The organism is Stenotrophomonas sp. 22385 (assembly GCF_052045085.1).
Lineage (GTDB): Bacteria > Pseudomonadota > Gammaproteobacteria > Xanthomonadales > Xanthomonadaceae > Stenotrophomonas.
In genome coordinates, this window is the sequence record NZ_JBQEOG010000008.1 from 240,758 (window position 1) to 259,106 (window position 18,349).

Below are 18,349 nucleotides of genomic sequence, written 5' to 3' on the forward strand. Positions count from 1 at the left end.
GCCGCTGAACGGCTGCTTGGGCGCGCTTTTTTTTCCGCCATCGCCAACTCGCATCGAGGCTACTCCCAATGACCCACCCACGTTGTCTCCGGATGTCCAAGCTCACCCTTGGTCTCGTGGCCGCACTTGCAGCCGCCCCCGCCTTCGCCCAGAGCACCTCTGCCGGTGTCGGCGGCCAGGTCACCTCCGCCGCCGGCGCACCGGTGGTCGGTGCTGAAGTCACCATCACGCACACCGAGTCGGGTACGGTCAGCCGTGTTACCACCGACGCATCCGGTCGATATGCCGCGCGTGGTCTGCGCGTGGGTGGTCCGTACACCATCACCATCAACAAGTCTGGTGAAGGCACCAAGACCGAGGAAGGCGTCTACCTGAACCTGAATCAGGTCAACACCATCAATGCCAACCTGACCGGCGACGTGGCCGCCACCAATCTCGACGCGGTGCAGGTTGTCGCCGTGGCAGGTGGTTCGGACGTGTTCAGCGCCTACAAGATGGGTACCGGTTCCAACGTGAACCGCGAAACCATCGACTCGCTGCCGTCTGCCAACCGCAACATCCAGGACTACATCCGCCTGGATCCGCGCATCTCGCAGGTCAGCAAGGCTGACGGCGCGATCTCGGTCGGCGGCCAGAACACCCGTTACAACGCCATCCGCATCGACGGCATCGGCGCAGGCGACCCGTTCGGCCTGGAATCCAACAACCTGCCGACCGAGCGTCAGCCGGTGTCGATGGATGCCATCCAGGAAATCAACATCGACGTTGCCAACTACGACACCACCATCGCCGGTGGTACCGGTGCGGTGATCAACGCGGTGACCAAGTCGGGTACCAACAACTTCGGCGGCACCGTGTATTACGCGTACCGCGACAAGGACATGGTCCGCAAGGACCTGGAAGGCGTCCGCTTCAACGGCTTCGATGACGAAAAGACCTATGGCATGACCCTGGGCGGCCCGATCGTCAAGGACAAGCTGTTCTTCTTCGCCAACTACGAAAAAATGGAGCGTTCGGCGCCGGGCACCAGCCTGACCGACACGCCGTACGGCAAGGGCACCATCACCGATGCCGATATCGCCCGTGCGCAGCAGATCGCCACCGGTTATGGCTTCGACGCCGGCTCGCTGAGCGCGCCCTCGAACGACACCGAGATCGAAGAATACGCGCTGAAGATCGACTGGAACATCAGCGACAACCACCGTGCTGCCATCCGCTACAACAAGATGGAGCAGACCGTTGCGCGCTTCCCGCAGATCAGCACCAGTGCCGTCTCGCTGAGCAGCTTCTGGTACGACCTGCCCAAGACCTATGAAACCTGGATGGGCGAGCTGTTCAGTGACTGGTCCGAGAACTTCTCGACCGAGTTCAAGCTGTCGCACAAGGATTACTCGGCGATCCGTACCCCGTATTCGGACCTGCCGCAGATCCAGGTGCGTGGCTTCGGTGGTACCGCCAACAACTCGCTGTACTTCGGTACCGAGCAGAACTCGCACGTCAATGCGGTCGAATCCAAGGAGCTGAGCGCCTTCGGTGCCGGTACCTGGTACGTGGGCGACCACACCGTGAAGTTCGGCTTCGACTACTCCGACAATGACCTGCTGAACTATTACGGCCGCAACCTCAACGGCGTGTACGTGTTCAACAACCTCAACGACTTCGCCGCCGGCCGCATCAACCAGTACATCGTCCGCGCCCCGCGCGCAGGCGGCAGCTACGATGACATCCCGGCCAAGTACCACCTGAAGAACACCGGCCTGTTCGTGCAGGACAGCTGGGCGGTCAACAGCAACCTGACCCTGCAGTTCGGCGTGCGCGTCGACATGCCGGACTTCGACAGCCAGAAGCTGTACAACCCGCGCATCATGGACCTGTACGGGTACGACAACACCGTGCTGCCGGATGACAAGCTGGTACAGCCGCGCTTCGGCTGGAACTACACCTTCGACACCGAGCGTCCGACCCAGCTGCGCGGCGGCCTGGGCCTGTTCGGCGGCGCGGCCCCGAACGTGTGGCTGGCGGGCGTCTACCAGAACACCGGCCTGAACTACACCGAGTACACGGTCAACAGCCCGGCCACCAACTTCTTCACCCCGAATGTCGATCCGCCGTACATCCCGGCCAGCGGCGCCGGTGCGCGCCAGAACGTGGACATCGCCGAGCCGGGCCTGAAGCTGCCGTCGGTGTGGAAGACCAACCTCGCCTTCGACACCGAGCTGCCGTGGTACGGCATCGTCGCGTCGGCTGAGTTCCTGTACACCAAGGTCAACGACGCCATCTACTTCGAGCGTCTGGACCTGAGCGGCCCGAACGGCAGCTACACCCGTATTGGCCAGGACGGCCGTGAGCTGTTCTGGAACGCCGCAGGTTACCTGCCGTCCACCCCCGCCAACCGTAGTTCGGTGCAGCAGGGTCAGACGACCGCCCTGGGCCAGGTCAATGGCAAGAACAACCGTCCGTCCGACATGGGCGACGTGATGCTCATGCGCAACACGGACAAGGGCGCAAGCCGCCAGTTCACCGTCGGCCTGAACAAGCCGCTGATGGAAAACTGGGGCTGGTCGCTGGCTTACACCTACACCGCTGCGACCGAAGTCAGCCCGCTGACCAGCTCGCAGAACACCTCCAACTGGGGCAGCACCCTGATCGGCACCGCCAACGAAAACGTGGCGTACGACTCGCGCTACGCGATCAAGGACCGCGTGACCGCCTCGCTGAACTGGAAGAAGGCGTTCTTCGGCGACTACAACACCAGCGTCGGCCTGTTCTATGAAGGCCGTTCGGGTCGTCCGTACAGCTACATCTACTACAACGACATGAACGGCGATGCCGCCTCCACCTCGGGTGCCGGCTACTTCAACGACCTGTTCTACGTGCCGAACGGCCCGGGCGACGTGAAGTGGACGGGCGGCGCGGCGATGGAGCAGGCCTTCTTCAACTGGCTGGCCAAGAACCCGGATCTGGCGGCGTACCAGGGCCAGATCGCCCCGGCGAATGCCTTCCGCACCGGCTTCGTGAACACCTTCGATATGCGCATCTCGCAGGAGTTCCCGGGCTTCATGAAGGAACACAAGGGTGAGTTGGCGCTGGACATCATGAATGTCGGCAACCTGCTCAACAAGAAGTGGGGCCGCATCAATGATTACGGCTTCAACTCGACCGCCCGCGTGGCCAGCTACGCGGGTATCGACCCGGCAACCGGCAAGTACATCTACAACTTCACCGGTTCCACCGATACCCCGTCGATCCAGGAAAACAACAACGACAAGGGCAACACCGGCGTGTCGCGCTGGTCGATGCAGCTGACCCTGAAGTACAAGTTCTGATCCACCGGACTTGACGCATGATTGAAGGCGGCCGGGGAAACCCGGCCGTTTTCATATGTCATGCCTGCACTCGCAGAGCTTGTCAGTGGACATCGAATGGCGTATCTTCAATAGGTTGCGCCAAAAGCGCGCATGTACGGCAGCCCCCGAGGCGTCGCCGGGGTCGAAACGCATCCAACGGTCGGGTTTCCCGGCCGTTTTGCTTTTTAAGGGGGCAGCGGTACAGTCGGCAACCTTGAGGAAGCGAAAAGAATGGAAATGACGATCACCGAAAAGCCGGCGCGCACGCTGCCGGTGCAGGACGCGCGGATCTACCCGCGCGGTGGGCTGGATGTGCTGTCGCGCGCTGAAGTGGCGCGCCTGCGCGATGCATCCGGCGGCGGCATGCACGAGCTGCTGCGCCGTTGCGCGCTGGCCGTGCTGACCAGTGGCAGTGCATCGGACGATCCGCGCGCGGCGCGCGATCTGTACCCGGATTTCGACATCCAGGTCGCCCAGCAGGACCGTGGCGTGCGCATCGACCTGGTCAATGCGCCGGCGATGGCGTTCGTGGACGGCGAGATCATCCGCGGCGTGGCCGAGCTGCTGTTCGCGGTCGTGCGCGACCTGGCCTACATGGCCATCGAAATGGGCCCGGCCTACGCAGCCGAGCTGGAATCCTCCGAGGGCATCACCAACGCGGTGTTCGGGCTGCTGCGCAATGCGCGCATCCTCAACCCGGGCGACCCGAACCTGGTGGTGTGCTGGGGCGGCCATTCGATCGGCCGCGATGAGTACCTGTACACCAAGCAGGTCGGCTACGAGCTGGGCCTGCGTGGCCTGGACATCTGCACCGGCTGCGGCCCGGGCGCGATGAAGGGACCGATGAAAGGCGCCACCATCGCCCATGCCAAGCAGCGCAAGCACACCACGCGCTACATCGGCCTGACCGAGCCGGGCATCATCGCCGCCGAGTCGCCGAACCCGATCGTGAACCACCTGGTGATCATGCCGGACATCGAGAAGCGTCTCGAAGCGTTCGTGCGCATCGGCCACGGCATCATCGTGTTTGCCGGCGGCGTCGGCACCGCCGAAGAGATCCTGTACCTGCTCGGCATCCTGCTGCGCGAAGAAAACAAGGACCTGCCGTTCCCGCTGATCCTGACCGGCCCGACCGTGGCCGCGCCGTACTTCGAGCAGATCGACCGCTTCATCCGCCTGACCCTGGGCGATGCCGCGGCCGAGCGTTACCAGATCATCATCGGCGATCCGGTGGCGGTGGCGCGGCAGATGTCGGCCGGCATCAAGCGCGTGCGCGAGCACCGCCTGGCGCAGAAGGATTCGTTCTTCTTCAACTGGTCCATCGAGATCCCGTGGGAATACCAGCAGCCGTTCGTGCCGACCCATGAAGCGATGGCCGCGCTGGACCTGCACCACGGGCGCCCGCCGCATGCACTGGCCGCCGACCTGCGCCGGGCGTTCTCCGGCATCGTCGCCGGCAACGTGAAGGAAGACGGCATGCGCCGGATCGAGCAGTTTGGCCCGTTCGAGATCCACGGCGATGCCGACATGATGCAGGCCTTGGACGAACTGCTGCGCGCCTTCGTCGAACAGCGCCGGATGAAGATCTCGGGCGAGTACCAGCCCTGCTACCGGGTACTGGCCTGAGAAAGCGGGGTGGCCGGGTCGGGAGTCCGCGCCACCCCCGCCCAACCGTACGGGTGTCAACGGTTTGACGCCCGTCGCCTCCGGGCGACCGTTCGTCCTGCTGTCGCTTGCCGCCAGGCGGGCGGGCGTCCATTGTCCGTGTCATCACGCTGGGGAGCGTTCCATGCAACTGCGTCCATCCAAAGGCTTCACCCTGATCGAGCTGATGGTCACCATTTCGGTGGTTGCCATCCTCGCTGCGATCGCGTTCCCGAGCTTCCAGTCCGTGATCCGCTCCAACCGGGTCGCAGCCGCACACAACGAGCTGATTGGCATGGTCAACCTCGCGCGCAGCGATGCCATCCGCAATAACCAGGGTGGCGTGGTCTGCGGGAGCAGTGACGGCACAACCTGCAATGGTCAGTGGGGGGCGGGCATGATGGCGTTCAGCGACACCAATGGCGACGGGGTGTTTACCACCGGGGAAGCGGTGTTGCGTTTTTCCGCCGTCAATCGCGCCCTCGCGGTGACCGGGCCGAGCGCACCCATCGCCTTCGATGCCCGCGGCCGCCGCCGCGCAGGCGCCAACCAGGTGGTGACCCTGCGTCCAACCAGCTGCGGCAGCCAACCATTGTTGAGCACGCTGACCATCAACGCCTCCGGTCAGGTCACCACCGTCAAGGGAGCATGCCCGTGATGCTCAAGCCCTATCGGCCGCGCGGTCACCAAGGCGGTTTCAGCCTGCTGGAGGTAATGATCGCCGTTGTGGTGCTGGGCTTCGGCCTGCTGGGCTTCGCCCTGCTGCAGACCATGAGCGTGCGTTATGTGCAGAGCGCGAACTATCGCACCCAGGCGACCAATCTTGCCTATGACCTCACCGAGCAGATGCGCAGCAACCGCTTCCAATCGGCGTGGTACGCCAATGCCAGCTTCGCGTCAGGAAGCAGGACCGCCGCCGGCGTCTGTGCCCGTGACACCGGCACTGTGACGCTGGCGCAGAACATCACCCGCTGGCAGTGCCAGGTGGTCAAGGCACTGGGCGACAATGCATCAGCGGTTGTCACCGTCAACAACGGCGTCGCCAACATTTCGATCAGTTGGGCCGATGAGCGCTGGAACCGGGCCGCGCCGGATGCTGCCACCACCTTTGTCATTCAGACTCAGCTATGAGAGGCGCTCCCATGTTCCGCAACCGCCAAGTGGGTCTGTCCCTGATCGAGCTGATGATCTCCCTGGTGATCGGCCTGCTCCTCATGCTGGGCGTTACCCAGATTTTTGCCGCGTCGCGCTCGGCATCACGCCTGTCGGAAGGGGTCGCCCGCGCCCAGGAGAACGGGCGGTTTGCGCTCGAGTTCATCGAGCGCGACATCCGCATGGCCGGACACACCGGCTGTGTGAATGACCAGGCGCACTTCATCAAGGGCAATACCGCGCTCCGCAACAACATCACGGCAGCGACGAGCGGCAGTGGCAACCCGCTCGATTTCAGCGTTGCGATCCAGGGTTACGAAGCGGCCAATACCGGTCCCGGCAATACCCTGGCAGTTGGGGGCGGAACGATTCCTGCGGGACTTCCGGCGTCGATCAGTGGCCTGTCGCCCGCACCGGTGCCAGGCAGCGATATCCTGGTCCTGCGCTTTTTCGCTCCTGAGGGAATACCGGTGACCGCGATAAGCGGTCAGAACCTCACGGTTGATCCGCTTCGTTGGACCCGCTTGACCGAAGGTGGCGTGGCGACCCCGACCCTGTTCGGCATCTCCAACTGCGAGACGGCAGACTTCTTCGCCGGCACCACTACGTCCGGGACCGTCACCGGTACCGCGGTGGATTTCAGCCGCTATGCTCCGCAGCCTGCGCCCACGATGGTCTACCGCGCTGAGTCGATGGTGTACTACATCGGCAACGGTACCAATGGACCTGGACTGCGCCGGGCACGCGCCAATTCGGCGGGCACCTACGCGATCAACGAGGAGCTGGTGGAGGGAATCGAGAATCTGCAGCTCATCTACGGCCTCGATACTACGCAGACGATCACCGCCGATACGCCTCCGGTGGGCAACATCACCGTACAGAACATCGCCTCGGGTGTCTCCACGGCGGCCAACGCCGCCGGTGCCGCCGAATGGCGCCGGGTAGGCCTGGTGCAGGTCGGGCTGGTGGCGCGCAGCGCGGGTCGCATCGGCGGCGCCTCGGAGTCCAGGGCCACGGATGCAGCCGCCAGGATGGGCGTACTCGGCATGACCTACAACCAGGATGCCGTGACCGATGGTCGCTATCGGGCGGCCTATGAAGTGAGCGTTGCCCTGCGCAACCGCCTGTTCGGGAATTGACCATGAATCGCCTCTCTGCGCCCCCTCGCCCTGTCAATCGCCGTCAACAGCGCGGCGCGGTCCTCTATGTGGCGCTGATCATGCTGGTGCTGCTGGCGTTGCTCGGGATCGCCGGCATGCAGGTAGCGGGCATGCAGGAGAAGATGGCATCCAACTACCGTGCGGCAAGCCGCTCGTTCCAGAATACCGAGGGCGTGATCCGCAATACCGAACGTGCTGCCGAGGCGATCATCGATCGCACCGCGATTCCGGCCGGCAGCCTGGTGTCCAGCGACAGCATCAGCCAGAACTGCGAGGACGGCTTCGACCCCGTTGCATGGGGGCGCACTCAGTCTTCTTCGGCAGTGCCGGCAGTCTACGTGCGGCGGATCGACAAATGCGGCGGCCCAGGCGCCAACGCGCTGGACGAAGGCCAGCCCAACGATGACGACTCGGCGTCGTTCCAGATTACCGCGTACTCCGCTGACGACCCGGCAAATCCGACTTCGTCATCGGTGATCGACACCATTTTCAAGCTCTGAGGACACGGCCATGGCTACGCGCAGATTCAAGTGGATGGCCGCCGGCTCGGTGGTAGCAGCAGTCGGCCTCGTTCTTGTCGGCTACAACCTTATTGCCGCACAGGGGCAGGGGACACTGGCGCAGGAGCCGCTGGCGACGAGGTCCCGTGCCATCCCGTCGTTCATCATGGCGGTGGACGACTCCGGCTCGATGAATTTCCAGACGCAGTTCCCGGGCCGTGATGGCGAAGGCTGCTGGGACACCGGACGTCGGAGCTTCTTCGACGCAAGTGGTCAGCTCAACACCGCCGGCAACTGCGATTACTTCTTCGTGGTGCCTGGCCCGCGCATCAACAATTATTACGGCATCCCGCCGATTGACTCACTCGGGTTCGCGCGTTCGGCCGCGTACAATCCCAGTTACTACGATCCGACCGTATTGTATGGGCCGTGGGCGAAAGGTACGCGCCCGGTGGAAACCTACTTTGATCCCAGCGTTCCCGACGCAGCGCCGATCAACCCGGGCCCCAACGGTGGTAATGCCACGGTCAACCTGGTGGCCAACTATTTCAGCACCGCTGCCGCCGACAACTTCCGCATGCAGCCCGGCATGGTGCTCCATGCAGGTACCCGGTACCGCTACAACAACCAGAACATCACTACCACCGCCGATTACACCTGGCCTGCCGATAGAGGGGTGGTCAACATCGCGATTGAGTACGTGCCCGCCACCTTCTACACGCCCTGGACGTCGGACACTGATCCGCGCCCGCAGCTTGTCGGCGGGGCGGCCAACGCCTATGACAATGTCACCCGCGTCCGCGTCAACAACGCGTGCGGGACCGGGTGCAACATGTGGAAGTATACGTTGACCGGCAACACCGCCGCGTCGCGCAACTTCGCCAATTGGTTCACCTATTACGGCAACCGCAACCGGGCGATGATTGCTGGCTTGACGCGATCGATGACCGGCGTCGATGAGCTGAACGTGGGCTACTTCCGCATCAACCAGCATGCGAGTTATGACAGCGGAACGGTGGCCAACAAACGCCTGACGATGCGCTCGGTGGGCGATCCGGACCAACGGACGGCGCTCTACGCCGACATGCTTCAGCTGACCGCGGCCGGTGGCACGCCCAACCGTCAGGCGGTGAACGCGGCGGCGCTCCAGTTCACGCGGACCGACGCCGGCGCGCCTATTGTGGCCTCGTGTCAGAAAAACGCGGTTATGTTGTTCACCGACGGGTTCAGCAATGGCGGAGGCCCGACGGTCGGCAATACCGATCAGAACATGGGCGCGCCTTTCAGTGACAATCATTCCAACACGATGGCCGATATCGTTACCCGGTTCTACGTGAACAACGGCGCCCAGCCGCCGCTCCGTCCGGACCTGCCCGCTGGCAAGGTGCCGGTTCCGGAGGCGTGCGGCAATGGTGACCTCAGCCTTGATTGCCAAACCAACCTCCACCTTAATTTCTACGGAGTCACGCTGGGTGCGCGGGGTGACCTGTTCAATTCCAACCTTAACCAGAATCCGTACAAGGACGCCGCCATCTACGGAAACTGGCCGCCACGCCAGGACGATGAGCGCAGCACGGTCGATGATATCTGGCACGCCGCGGTAAACACCCGTGGTGAGTACATCAATGCCCGCACGCCGGTGGAAATCACCAACGCCATGTCGCGCGTGCTGCAGGCAGTCGGTTCGGGCGGCTCGCCGTCCAGTGGTTCGGGTGCCAGCGGCGCCCGTATTGGCATCGGCTCGATTACGGTCGGTTCGGAGTACAAGATCGAGAAGGAGGGCACGGACTGGTCCAGCACTCTTACTGCCAAGCGCCTGTCGCTGGATCCGACGACGCGCGCGTTGGTGGAAACCAACTTCTGGGAGGCAAGCGCACAGCTGCCGTCGGCTGGATCGCGCCGCATCTTCTTTACCCGCGGCGGTACGACCCGGGAATTCACCGCGGGCAATGTGAGTCTGACCGATCTGTGCAACAAAACCGCCCAGAACCCCGGCATGGCGCTGCAGGCGTGCTCTGAACGACTTTCTGCCGCGACCAACGCCACGGCGGTGTCCTACCTGCGTGGCGACACTTCGCTCGAGAAGCGTAGTTCCGGTCCCTTCCGTGACCGCACCACGCGCCTGGGCGACATCGTGAACTCGACGCCGGTGATCACCTCGCCCCTCGACGATTTCGGCTATCGCCGCCTGGGGGGCACGCTGTCGACCTCGTACGCGGCCTATCTGTCCAACAAGTCGGCCAACGGTCAGTACATGGTGTATGCCGGCGCCAACGACGGCATGCTCCATGCGTTCAACGGGGGCATGAATGCGGCCGGCAACGTTGTGGCCGGCGGTGGCACCGAGTCCTTCGCCTACATACCCAGCACTGCGCTGGGTCACATGGGGAACCTGCTGATCCCGTACAACCCGACCTCGAAAGTCGGGCAGGACTTCTCGCACCGCTACTACGTGGATGGCCAGATCGCAGTTGCCGATTCCTACTACGGCGCTGGCTGGCACACCACCCTGGTAGGCGCGTCCGGCGCAGGCGGCCGCAGTGTCTTCGGCCTCGACGTGACCCCTGGCGCCACCTTTGGTACTGGCAGCAAGTTGTGGGAAATCAGTGACCTCGATACAAATCTGCCCGCCGATGTCCGCAACAACATCGGGTTTGTGCTCGGCAAGCCGGTCATCGTGCCGGTGCTGGAGGGCGGCACGGCGGTATGGAAGGCCATTTTCGGCAACGGCTTCAACAGCGCAAGCGGGAAGGCGGTGCTGTTCGTGGTGGATATCGCCACGGGAACGGCGCGTATGATCGAAGCGGTTGAGACCGGCGCCAACATGCCTGCCGGCAGCAATGGGCTGGGCAGCGTGGTGGTCATTGACCGCTGGGGTGGCACCAACCAGAGCCAGCGAACCCGTGACGGCTACTCCGATACGGTTTATGGCACCGATCAGAAGGGCGCGGTATGGAAATTTGACCTGCGCGCCACCGGCAACGTGTCCACGCCGCTGTTCACCACCCTGCCGACCACCACCAATGGCGTGCGCTCGCGGCAACCGATTACCGGTGGCATCACCGCCGGTACCGGCAGCAATGGCGGCGTGATGCTGTACTTCGGCACCGGCAGCTACTCGTTCAACGGCGACCCGGACGACAGCTCGCTGCAGAGCCTGTATGCGGTGAACGACCTGATCAATGGTCCGATCACGACGGCGCTTGCGCGGTCCAATCTGTCGGGCAGCACGGCAAACATTTCGGGCACAGTGCGCACGCTGACCGCAGGTACGCCGCCGGCCAACTCACGAGGGTGGTACATCGACCTTGCTTTCCGCGAGCGCTTTGTTGGTAATCCGTCGTTGTCCAACGGCATCGTTTACATGCCCACCTACATCCCGCGTGATGTGACCGACTCCAGCACGTCCTGCGCGGTACCGGGTGATAACTGGCTGTTCGGTCTGCAGCCATTGACCGGTGCCGGCGCCTTGGGGCGTGCCTCGTTGAACTCGCCCACGGCGAACCCCTTCGACGCAGGGTCTGCTGGCTTCAAGAGCAATTCTCCCGGCGGAGCACCGATCACAAATGCCAATGCATTCGGCTTGCCACGCCAGTCGCCGCCTGCGCTGGGTTCCGGGCCGGGCGGTGCAACGCCCCCGCCGACGGTACCGGGCAGCGCTTGTGTCACTGGCATCAAGTTCGGATCTGACACCCTTTACATTCCCTATCCATGCGGTCGCCAATCGTGGAGACAGATCCAGTGATCATCCCTTCTTCCCGAATCCGGCGTCCGCGCAGGGTCGTGGGCTTCACCCTCATCGAGCTGATGATCACTGTGGCGGTCATCGCGATCATTTCCGCGATTGCGTACCCGTCGTATAACACCCAGGTGCGCAAGTCCAAGCGCGCTGCCGCGAAGGCGGAGATGGTGGAGTACGCGCAGCGTGCCGAACGGCAACATACGCTCAACAACAGCTACGCGGGCTTCAGGTTCCTGGAGAACAACAGCACCACCATTGCTTCGCCGCGTGACGGAAGTGCAGTGAGGTACCAGATCACCATTGCGCCCGCCGCCAATACGTTCACGATCACGGCGGTCCCGCAGGGCGATCAGGCCAGGGACCCCTGCGGCACGCTTACGGTGAACCAGGCCGGGGTAAAGACCCCGGCCAACACCAGCGCGCTGGAGTGCTGGTGAGGTCTGGCACCGGTTGCAACGCGTTGAATGAACGTCTAGAATTCGCGTCCCCGCCCGAATAGCTCAGCCGGTTAGAGCACTTGACTGTTAATCAGGGGGTCGTTGGTTCGAGTCCAACTTCGGGCGCCAGTATCTGCAGAAGCCGCGAGCAATCGCGGCTTTTGTCGTTTCTGGGCGGCCGGCATGGCCTCAGCGCTCAATGCGGGCAGGCAACGCTCCCGCGCTGGCGGGTAGCGCGGGTTCGCCCGACATTGTTCACCACCACCTCTCCCTGCAGCTGCGCGCGGGCGCAGATGGCCACCGTCAGCGGGCTGCCGCCACTGCGGCCGTCGGCCTGGAAGCGAAGGCGCCTTCGTTCCTGGCTTGAGCGCGCACTGACGCTGGTGTCGTGGTAGCCCTGGCGATACTGCAGCACATCCTCCGGCGCCGGTGACAGCGTGCTGGCGCCGCGGTCCAGATGGATCAACCAGCCGCGGCTCCAGTCGCCGCCGCACTGGCGCCCCTCCTCGCTGGGGCATACCGCCACTGCCGCGTGGCGGGTGATCGCGGTGCTTCGCGCACTATTGAACACCGACACCAGCTGCATGCGGAGCATGTCCGCGCGCAGGCGGCTGAGCCCCGAGGCGAGCGAGGGCAGCGCGATGGCGCAGAGCACGCCCACGATGACGAGCGCGCTGACCAGTTCGAGCAGGGTCCAGCCACGGGGGCGGACGGGACGGGCAGGGCGGTACATGGGGGCCTCCGGGCGGCAAAGCGCCACCGTGCCTCGCCGGCCCGGGACAGGGCATCGGCGGACACCCCTTGCATGGGTAGGCCACCCCCTCAGCCGGCCGTCACCCAACCCCCCGCTATAATGGAAGGCCCGGTCTATGGCGGCACCATGAGCGATCGCTTTGAACTTGTATCTCCGTATTCCCCAGCGGGCGACCAGCCGGCGGCGATCGAGAAGCTGACCGCCAACTTCGAGGCCGGCATCGCCAAGCAGACCCTGCTGGGCGTGACCGGCTCGGGCAAGACCTACACGATCGCCAACGTCATCCAGCAGGTACAGAAGCCCACGCTGGTAATGGCGCCGAACAAGACCCTGGCCGCGCAGCTGTACGGCGAGTTCAAGGCGTTCTTCCCGCATAACGCGGTGGAATACTTCGTCAGCTACTACGACTACTATCAGCCCGAAGCCTACGTGCCGTCGTCGGACACCTTCATCGAGAAGGACAGTTCGATCAACGAACACATCGAGCAGATGCGGCTGGCGGCGACCAAGACACTGCTGTCGCGCCCGGATGCGATCGTCGTGGCCACCGTGTCGGCGATCTACGGCCTGGGCGCGCCCGAGGATTACCTGTCGCTTCGCCTGATCCTGTCCACCGGCGAGCGCATCGACCAGCGCGACCTGATCAACCACCTCACCCAGCTGCAGTACACCCGCAACGAGTACGAGCTGCACCGCGGCACGTTCCGCGTGCGCGGCGAGGTGATCGACATCTTCCCGGCCGAATCGGACAGCGAAGCGGTGCGCATCGAACTGTTCGATGGCGAAGTGGAGCAGATCAGCATGTTCGATCCGCTCACCGGCGAAAGCCTGCGCCGCCTGCAGCGCTACACCGTGTACCCCAAGACCCACTACGCCACCACGCGCGAGCGGGTGCTGTCGGCGGTGGATACGATCAAGGCCGAGCTCAAGGTGCGGCTGGAGCAGCTGTACGAACAGAACAAGCTGGTGGAAGCGCAGCGCCTGGCGCAGCGCACCCAGTTCGACCTGGAAATGATGGCCGAAGTTGGTTTCTGCAACGGCATCGAAAACTATTCGCGCCATCTCACCGGCAAGGCTGCCGGCGAGCCGCCGCCGACCCTGTTCGATTACCTGCCGCCGGACGCGCTGCTGGTCATCGACGAATCGCACGTGACCATTCCGCAGATCGGCGCGATGTACAAGGGCGACCGCTCGCGCAAGGAAACGCTGGTGGAATTCGGCTTCCGGCTGCCATCGGCGCTGGACAACCGCCCGCTGCGCTTCGAGGAATGGGAAGCGCGCTGCCCCCGCAGCATCTACGTGTCGGCCACGCCGGGACCGTACGAGCTGCGTGAAGCGGCCGATGAAATCACCGAGCTGGTCGTGCGACCGACCGGCCTGATCGATCCGGTGGTGGAGATCCGCCCGGTGGGCACCCAGGTCGATGACCTGATGAGCGAGGTCAACGAACGCATCAAGCTCGGCGACCGCGTGCTGGTGACGACGCTTACCAAGCGCATGGCCGAGAACCTCACCGAGTACCTCACCGAGCACGGGATCCGGGTGCGCTACCTGCATTCGGATATTGATACGGTCGAGCGCGTGGAAATCATCCGCGACCTGCGCCTGGGCAAGTTCGACGTGCTGGTCGGCATCAACCTGCTGCGCGAGGGCCTGGACATGCCCGAGGTGTCGCTGGTGGCGATCCTGGATGCGGACAAGGAAGGCTTCCTGCGTTCCACCGGATCGCTGATCCAGACCATCGGCCGCGCCGCACGTAACCTGCGCGGCAAGGCGATCCTGTACGCCGACAAGATCACCCGGTCGATGCAGGCGGCGATCGACGAAACCGACCGCCGCCGCGCCAAGCAGGTGGAATACAACGAAGCGCACGGCATCGTGCCCAAGTCGGTGCTGCGCCCGATCGTGGATGTATTGGAGGGTGCGCGCTCGGAAGCAGCGGAAAAGGAAGCGCGGGGCAAGGGCAAGGGACGTGGTGGACGGGTGGCCGAAGAGGCGGTGGATTACCGCACTCTGGAACCGGCCCAGATCGCCAAGCGGCTGCAGGCGCTGGAGCAGCAGATGTACCAGCATGCCCGTGACCTGGAGTTCGAAGATGCCGCACGCGTGCGTGACCAGATCCGCCAGCTGAAGGAGGCCAGCCTGGGCTGAACGGCGCGTTGTGAAATACCTTCACAAAAGTGTTGCTCTTCACACCCGGCGTCCGTAATATACGCGGCCTGCACCGACGCAATTGCAGCGGCGCAGCGAGACAAACGGGCGGTTAGCTCAGCGGTAGAGCACTACCTTGACATGGTAGGGGTCACAGGTTCGAACCCTGTACCGCCCACCACTCCAGTCACAGCGACTGCGGTGGAAAAACGAAAAAGCCGGCCATCAGGTCGGCTTTTTGCGTTGCGGGTTTTGTCGCAGCGGCGGTTCCCGACAACACGGTCCGCCCCCGCCTGATGGCGACGTTCCCGCTTTCGGCCAAGCATGCAGGCTCCAGCGCGTGGTGGCCCGCATGTCGTTCCGGTCGGACATTTTCTCCCGGTTGTTTCCGGCACCTCTGCCCCTGTTCGGCAAGGCGTGTGCGGCTGCACTGCTGACCGGCGTGTGCGTTGTCGTGTTCGCGCCGGTGCTGCCGCCCGCGCTGGCCGCGTGGTGTGCGCTGCTGTGCGGGGTAGGGCTCTGGTGGGGGTGGCCGCGTGCACGGTGGTGCGGGGCAGTGCTGGCCGGGCTCGGCTGGGTCACGCTGCACGCCCACGCCGGCCTGGCCCTGCAGTTGCCTGCGGATGCCGCGCCTGCCGAGCACGCGCTGCGCGGGCGGGTCGTGGAGCTGCCGCAGCATGGATCGCGCAGCACCCGATTCCGGTTCCGCGTGGACGACGACGCGACGATGCCCGCGCACCTGCGCGGCCGCGAGCTTGCGCTTGCGTGGTATGACGCCACCGCTGCCGAGGCGCGTGCAGGTGCGCCTGTGGCGGCCCCCCTGCTTCGGAAGTCGCTGCGCGCAGGGGCACGCTGGCAACTGCAGGCGCGGTTGCGGCCGCCGCGTGGACTGCGCAATCCGGGCGGCTTCGATGCCGAGCGGCATGCGCTGTTGCAGCGGCTGACGGCGACAGGTCACGTACGTGCGCCGGCGCTGCCGCTGGGCACGCCGACGGGGTTGCCGGCGTGGCGCGAGCGCATGGCCGACGCGATCACTGTCCACGTGCCTGGCCCCGGTGCCCGCTTCGTACGGGCGCTGGCGCTGGGTGATACCCGCGGGCTGGGGCAGGGCGACTGGGACGACCTGCGTGCGCTGGGCCTGACCCATCTCGTGGCGATCTCCGGATTTCACGTCGGGCTGGTTGCCGGGTTCGGGGCATGGCTGGCGGCGTTGGCGTGGCGCGCGTTTCCCTGGCTCGGCCGTCGCTGGCCACGGCCATTTGCCACCGCGCTGGCGGCCGTTGCCAGTGCTGCGCTGTATGCGGCCGTGGCGGGCTTCGCCCTTCCTACGGTGCGGACGGTCCTGATGATCGCAGTAGTTGCCGCAGCACGCTGCGCGCGGCGCCCGACCACGGTTGCCCAGGCGCTGGCACTGGCGGCGCTGGTGGTGCTGCTGGTCGATCCGCTGTCGGTACTGGCACCCGGGTTCTGGCTCAGCTTCGCTGGCGTGCTGTGGCTGGTCTGGTGCCTGCCGGGGCGGGGCGTGCATTGGCTGCGCACCTTCATGGCCGCGCAGGGCGTGGCCACCCTTGCGCTGCTGCCGCTGACCGTCGCACTGTTCGGGCAGGCCTCGCGGGCGGGGCCGCTGGCCAACCTCCTGGCCATTCCGTGGTGGAGCCTGGTGGTGGTGCCGTTGGCCCTGCTGGGCACCGGGCTGGAAGCCCTGCTGGACGGGGCGGGCCGCTGGCCGTGGCGCGCGGCGGCCGTCTGTTTCGACGCAAGCTGGTGGGTGTTCGGGTTCCTGGCGCGCCAGCCATGGGCACTGTGGTGGGCGCCCCAGGCCGCCGTCGCGGCGGTGCCGGCTGCATTGCTCGGGGTATTCTGGTTGCTGCTGCCGCGTGCTGCCGGGATGCGCCTGCCCGCGCTGCTGTTGTGCCTGCCGCTGCTGTGGCCGTCACGCGATCGGCCCGCGCCCGGCGAGGTCGAACTGCTGGTGATGGACGTGGGGCAGGGCCTCGCCGTGTGGGTGCGCACCCGCCATCACCGGCTGCTGTACGACGCCGGCCCGGCCGCCGAGGGCGGATTCGATGCCGGCGAACGGATCGTCGTTCCGACATTGCACGCGCTGGGTGAGGCCGGGCTGGACCGGGTGCTGCTCAGCCATGGCGATCGCGACCATGCCGGTGGCATGCCTGCGGTACGCCGCGCCTTCCACGACCCGCCGCTGCAGGCGCCGCCCGGCGCCGTGCCCGGCGCCGCGATGGGCTGCAGCCGCGGCGATCGCTGGCACTGGGACGGGGTGGACTTCGCCGTACTGCACCCGCCCCCCGCCAGCGCCTATGCCGGCAATGCCAGCAGCTGCGTGCTGCGCATCCAGGCCGCCCATGGCGTGGTGCTGTTGACCGGCGACATCGGCCAGCGCGAGGAAGCTGCCCTGGTCGCTGCGGTGCCGGCCGCGCTGCGCGCCGACGCGGCGCTGGTGGCGCACCACGGCAGCGCGGGTTCGTCCGGGGCCGAGTGGATCCGGGCGGTGTCGCCCCGCCTGGCCATCGTCTCGGCCGGGCATGGCAACCGGTTCGGTCATCCGCGCCGCGACGTGGTCCAGCGCTGGCGGACCGCTCCGGCCGAAGTGCTGAACACCGCGGACAGCGGCGCACTGCGTCTGTGGCTGGGCAGGGAGGGCCTGCAGGTGCGTGAACAGCGTGTTTTCGAGCGCCGTTGGTGGGATGCCGCGGAGCGGGCGCGGTCGGCTGCTATCCTATCTCCGGTCATACAGGCGGCCAATGGGCCGGAGGGTTGAAACGTGTGGGAACTGGTCAAGGCCGGTGGCTGGCCGATGGTGCCGCTGCTGCTGTTGGGCGTACTGGCTTTGGCAATCGTCCTGGAGCGTTTCTGGACCTTGCGGCGTAACGAGGTCCTGCCCCCGGGGCTGGGCCAGGAAGTGCGCAACTGGGCCGCGCGCGGCAAGCTCGATCCGAATCACATCCAGTCGCTGCGGGCCAACTCGCCGCTGGGCGCGTTGCTTGCCGTGGCGCTGGAAGCGCGCAACCGCCCGCGCGACCAGATCCGCGAACGCATTGAAGATGCAGGTCGCCATCTGGTGCACCGCATGGAGCGCTTCCTGAATGCGCTGGGCACGATCGCATCGGCCGGTCCGCTGCTGGGCCTGCTCGGCACCGTGGTGGGCATGATCCAGATGTTCCTGGGCATCCTCGACCACGGGGTGGGCGATGTGAACCAGCTGGCCGGCGGCATCGGCAAGGCGCTGGTGTGCACCGCCACCGGCATGATCGTGGCCATCCCCGCCCTGATGTTCCATCGCTACTTCAAGGGCCGCATCGGCGGTTACGTGATCGAGATGGAAATGGAGGCTTCGGCCCTGCTCGATGCACTGGACGGGCGCCCCGGCGTCATGAACGCGGCACCGCGCGCCGGCACCGCGCCGGCAGCCGGCGCCGCCGCCGTCACGGCCAAGGGCTGACG

12 protein-coding genes and 2 tRNA genes are annotated in these 18,349 nt (G+C 65.3%); 13 read left to right on the forward strand and 1 reads right to left on the reverse strand.

All coding sequences use genetic code 11. From position 1 onward, the window contains the following. The first annotated feature begins 68 nt into the window (after positions 1 to 68). From ACTJI4_RS15550 to ACTJI4_RS15590, 9 genes are all read left to right on the forward strand, one after another. Positions 69 to 3,326: a TonB-dependent receptor gene (locus ACTJI4_RS15550; protein WP_392916309.1), complete on the forward strand. Its 3,258-nt coding sequence runs from the start codon at positions 69 to 71 to the stop codon at positions 3,324 to 3,326. A gap of 258 nt (positions 3,327 to 3,584) precedes the next feature. Further along, positions 3,585 to 4,973, forward strand: a complete 1,389-nt coding sequence (gene ppnN, locus ACTJI4_RS15555) for a nucleotide 5'-monophosphate nucleosidase PpnN (RefSeq protein WP_440869862.1) — start codon at positions 3,585 to 3,587, stop codon at positions 4,971 to 4,973. A 163-nt stretch (positions 4,974 to 5,136) separates the two neighbouring features. Further along, positions 5,137 to 5,649, forward strand: a complete 513-nt coding sequence (locus ACTJI4_RS15560; RefSeq protein WP_440869863.1) for a GspH/FimT family pseudopilin — start codon at positions 5,137 to 5,139, stop codon at positions 5,647 to 5,649. Beyond that, positions 5,649 to 6,122: a type IV pilus modification protein PilV gene (gene pilV, locus ACTJI4_RS15565; protein ID WP_440869874.1), complete on the forward strand. Its 474-nt coding sequence runs from the start codon at positions 5,649 to 5,651 to the stop codon at positions 6,120 to 6,122. Before ACTJI4_RS15560 ends, pilV begins: the two co-directional genes overlap by 1 nt. Positions 6,123 to 6,133: 11 nt before the next feature. Further along, positions 6,134 to 7,282, forward strand: coding sequence for a PilW family protein (locus ACTJI4_RS15570; RefSeq protein WP_392916315.1), 1,149 nt, complete (start codon positions 6,134 to 6,136; stop codon positions 7,280 to 7,282). A gap of 2 nt (positions 7,283 to 7,284) precedes the next feature. Continuing rightward, positions 7,285 to 7,803: a pilus assembly PilX family protein gene (locus tag ACTJI4_RS15575; protein WP_392917575.1), complete on the forward strand. Its 519-nt coding sequence runs from the start codon at positions 7,285 to 7,287 to the stop codon at positions 7,801 to 7,803. A 10-nt stretch (positions 7,804 to 7,813) separates the two neighbouring features. Continuing rightward, positions 7,814 to 11,548, forward strand: a complete 3,735-nt coding sequence (locus ACTJI4_RS15580) for a pilus assembly protein (protein ID WP_440869864.1) — start codon at positions 7,814 to 7,816, stop codon at positions 11,546 to 11,548. Beyond that, positions 11,515 to 11,982 carry a type IV pilin protein gene (locus ACTJI4_RS15585; protein WP_392916320.1) on the forward strand — a complete coding sequence of 156 codons (468 nt, stop codon included), beginning with the start codon at positions 11,515 to 11,517 and terminating at the stop codon, positions 11,980 to 11,982. Before ACTJI4_RS15580 ends, ACTJI4_RS15585 begins: the two co-directional genes overlap by 34 nt. 52 nt (positions 11,983 to 12,034) lie before the next feature. Continuing rightward, positions 12,035 to 12,111 (forward strand) — tRNA-Asn (locus tag ACTJI4_RS15590). A 67-nt stretch (positions 12,112 to 12,178) separates the two neighbouring features. Here the strand turns inward: ACTJI4_RS15590 and ACTJI4_RS15595 are convergent. Continuing rightward, positions 12,179 to 12,715: a GspH/FimT family pseudopilin gene (locus tag ACTJI4_RS15595; RefSeq protein WP_440869865.1), complete on the reverse strand. Its 537-nt coding sequence runs from the start codon at positions 12,713 to 12,715 to the stop codon at positions 12,179 to 12,181. 147 nt (positions 12,716 to 12,862) lie between these two features. Here ACTJI4_RS15595 and uvrB point away from each other — a divergent pair, with 147 nt between their 5' ends. From uvrB to ACTJI4_RS15615, 4 genes are all read left to right on the forward strand, one after another. Further along, complete coding sequence (gene uvrB / locus ACTJI4_RS15600) at positions 12,863 to 14,887, forward strand: excinuclease ABC subunit UvrB (protein ID WP_068854624.1); 2,025 nt, start codon at positions 12,863 to 12,865, stop codon at positions 14,885 to 14,887. Between the two features lie 106 nt (positions 14,888 to 14,993). Beyond that, a tRNA-Val gene (locus tag ACTJI4_RS15605) sits at positions 14,994 to 15,068 on the forward strand. 171 nt (positions 15,069 to 15,239) lie between these two features. Further along, complete coding sequence (locus tag ACTJI4_RS15610; protein WP_440869866.1) at positions 15,240 to 17,666, forward strand: DNA internalization-related competence protein ComEC/Rec2; 2,427 nt, start codon at positions 15,240 to 15,242, stop codon at positions 17,664 to 17,666. A gap of 3 nt (positions 17,667 to 17,669) precedes the next feature. After that, positions 17,670 to 18,347 carry a MotA/TolQ/ExbB proton channel family protein gene (locus ACTJI4_RS15615; protein WP_392916329.1) on the forward strand — a complete coding sequence of 226 codons (678 nt, stop codon included), beginning with the start codon at positions 17,670 to 17,672 and terminating at the stop codon, positions 18,345 to 18,347. The last annotated feature ends 2 nt before the right edge of the window (positions 18,348 to 18,349 follow it).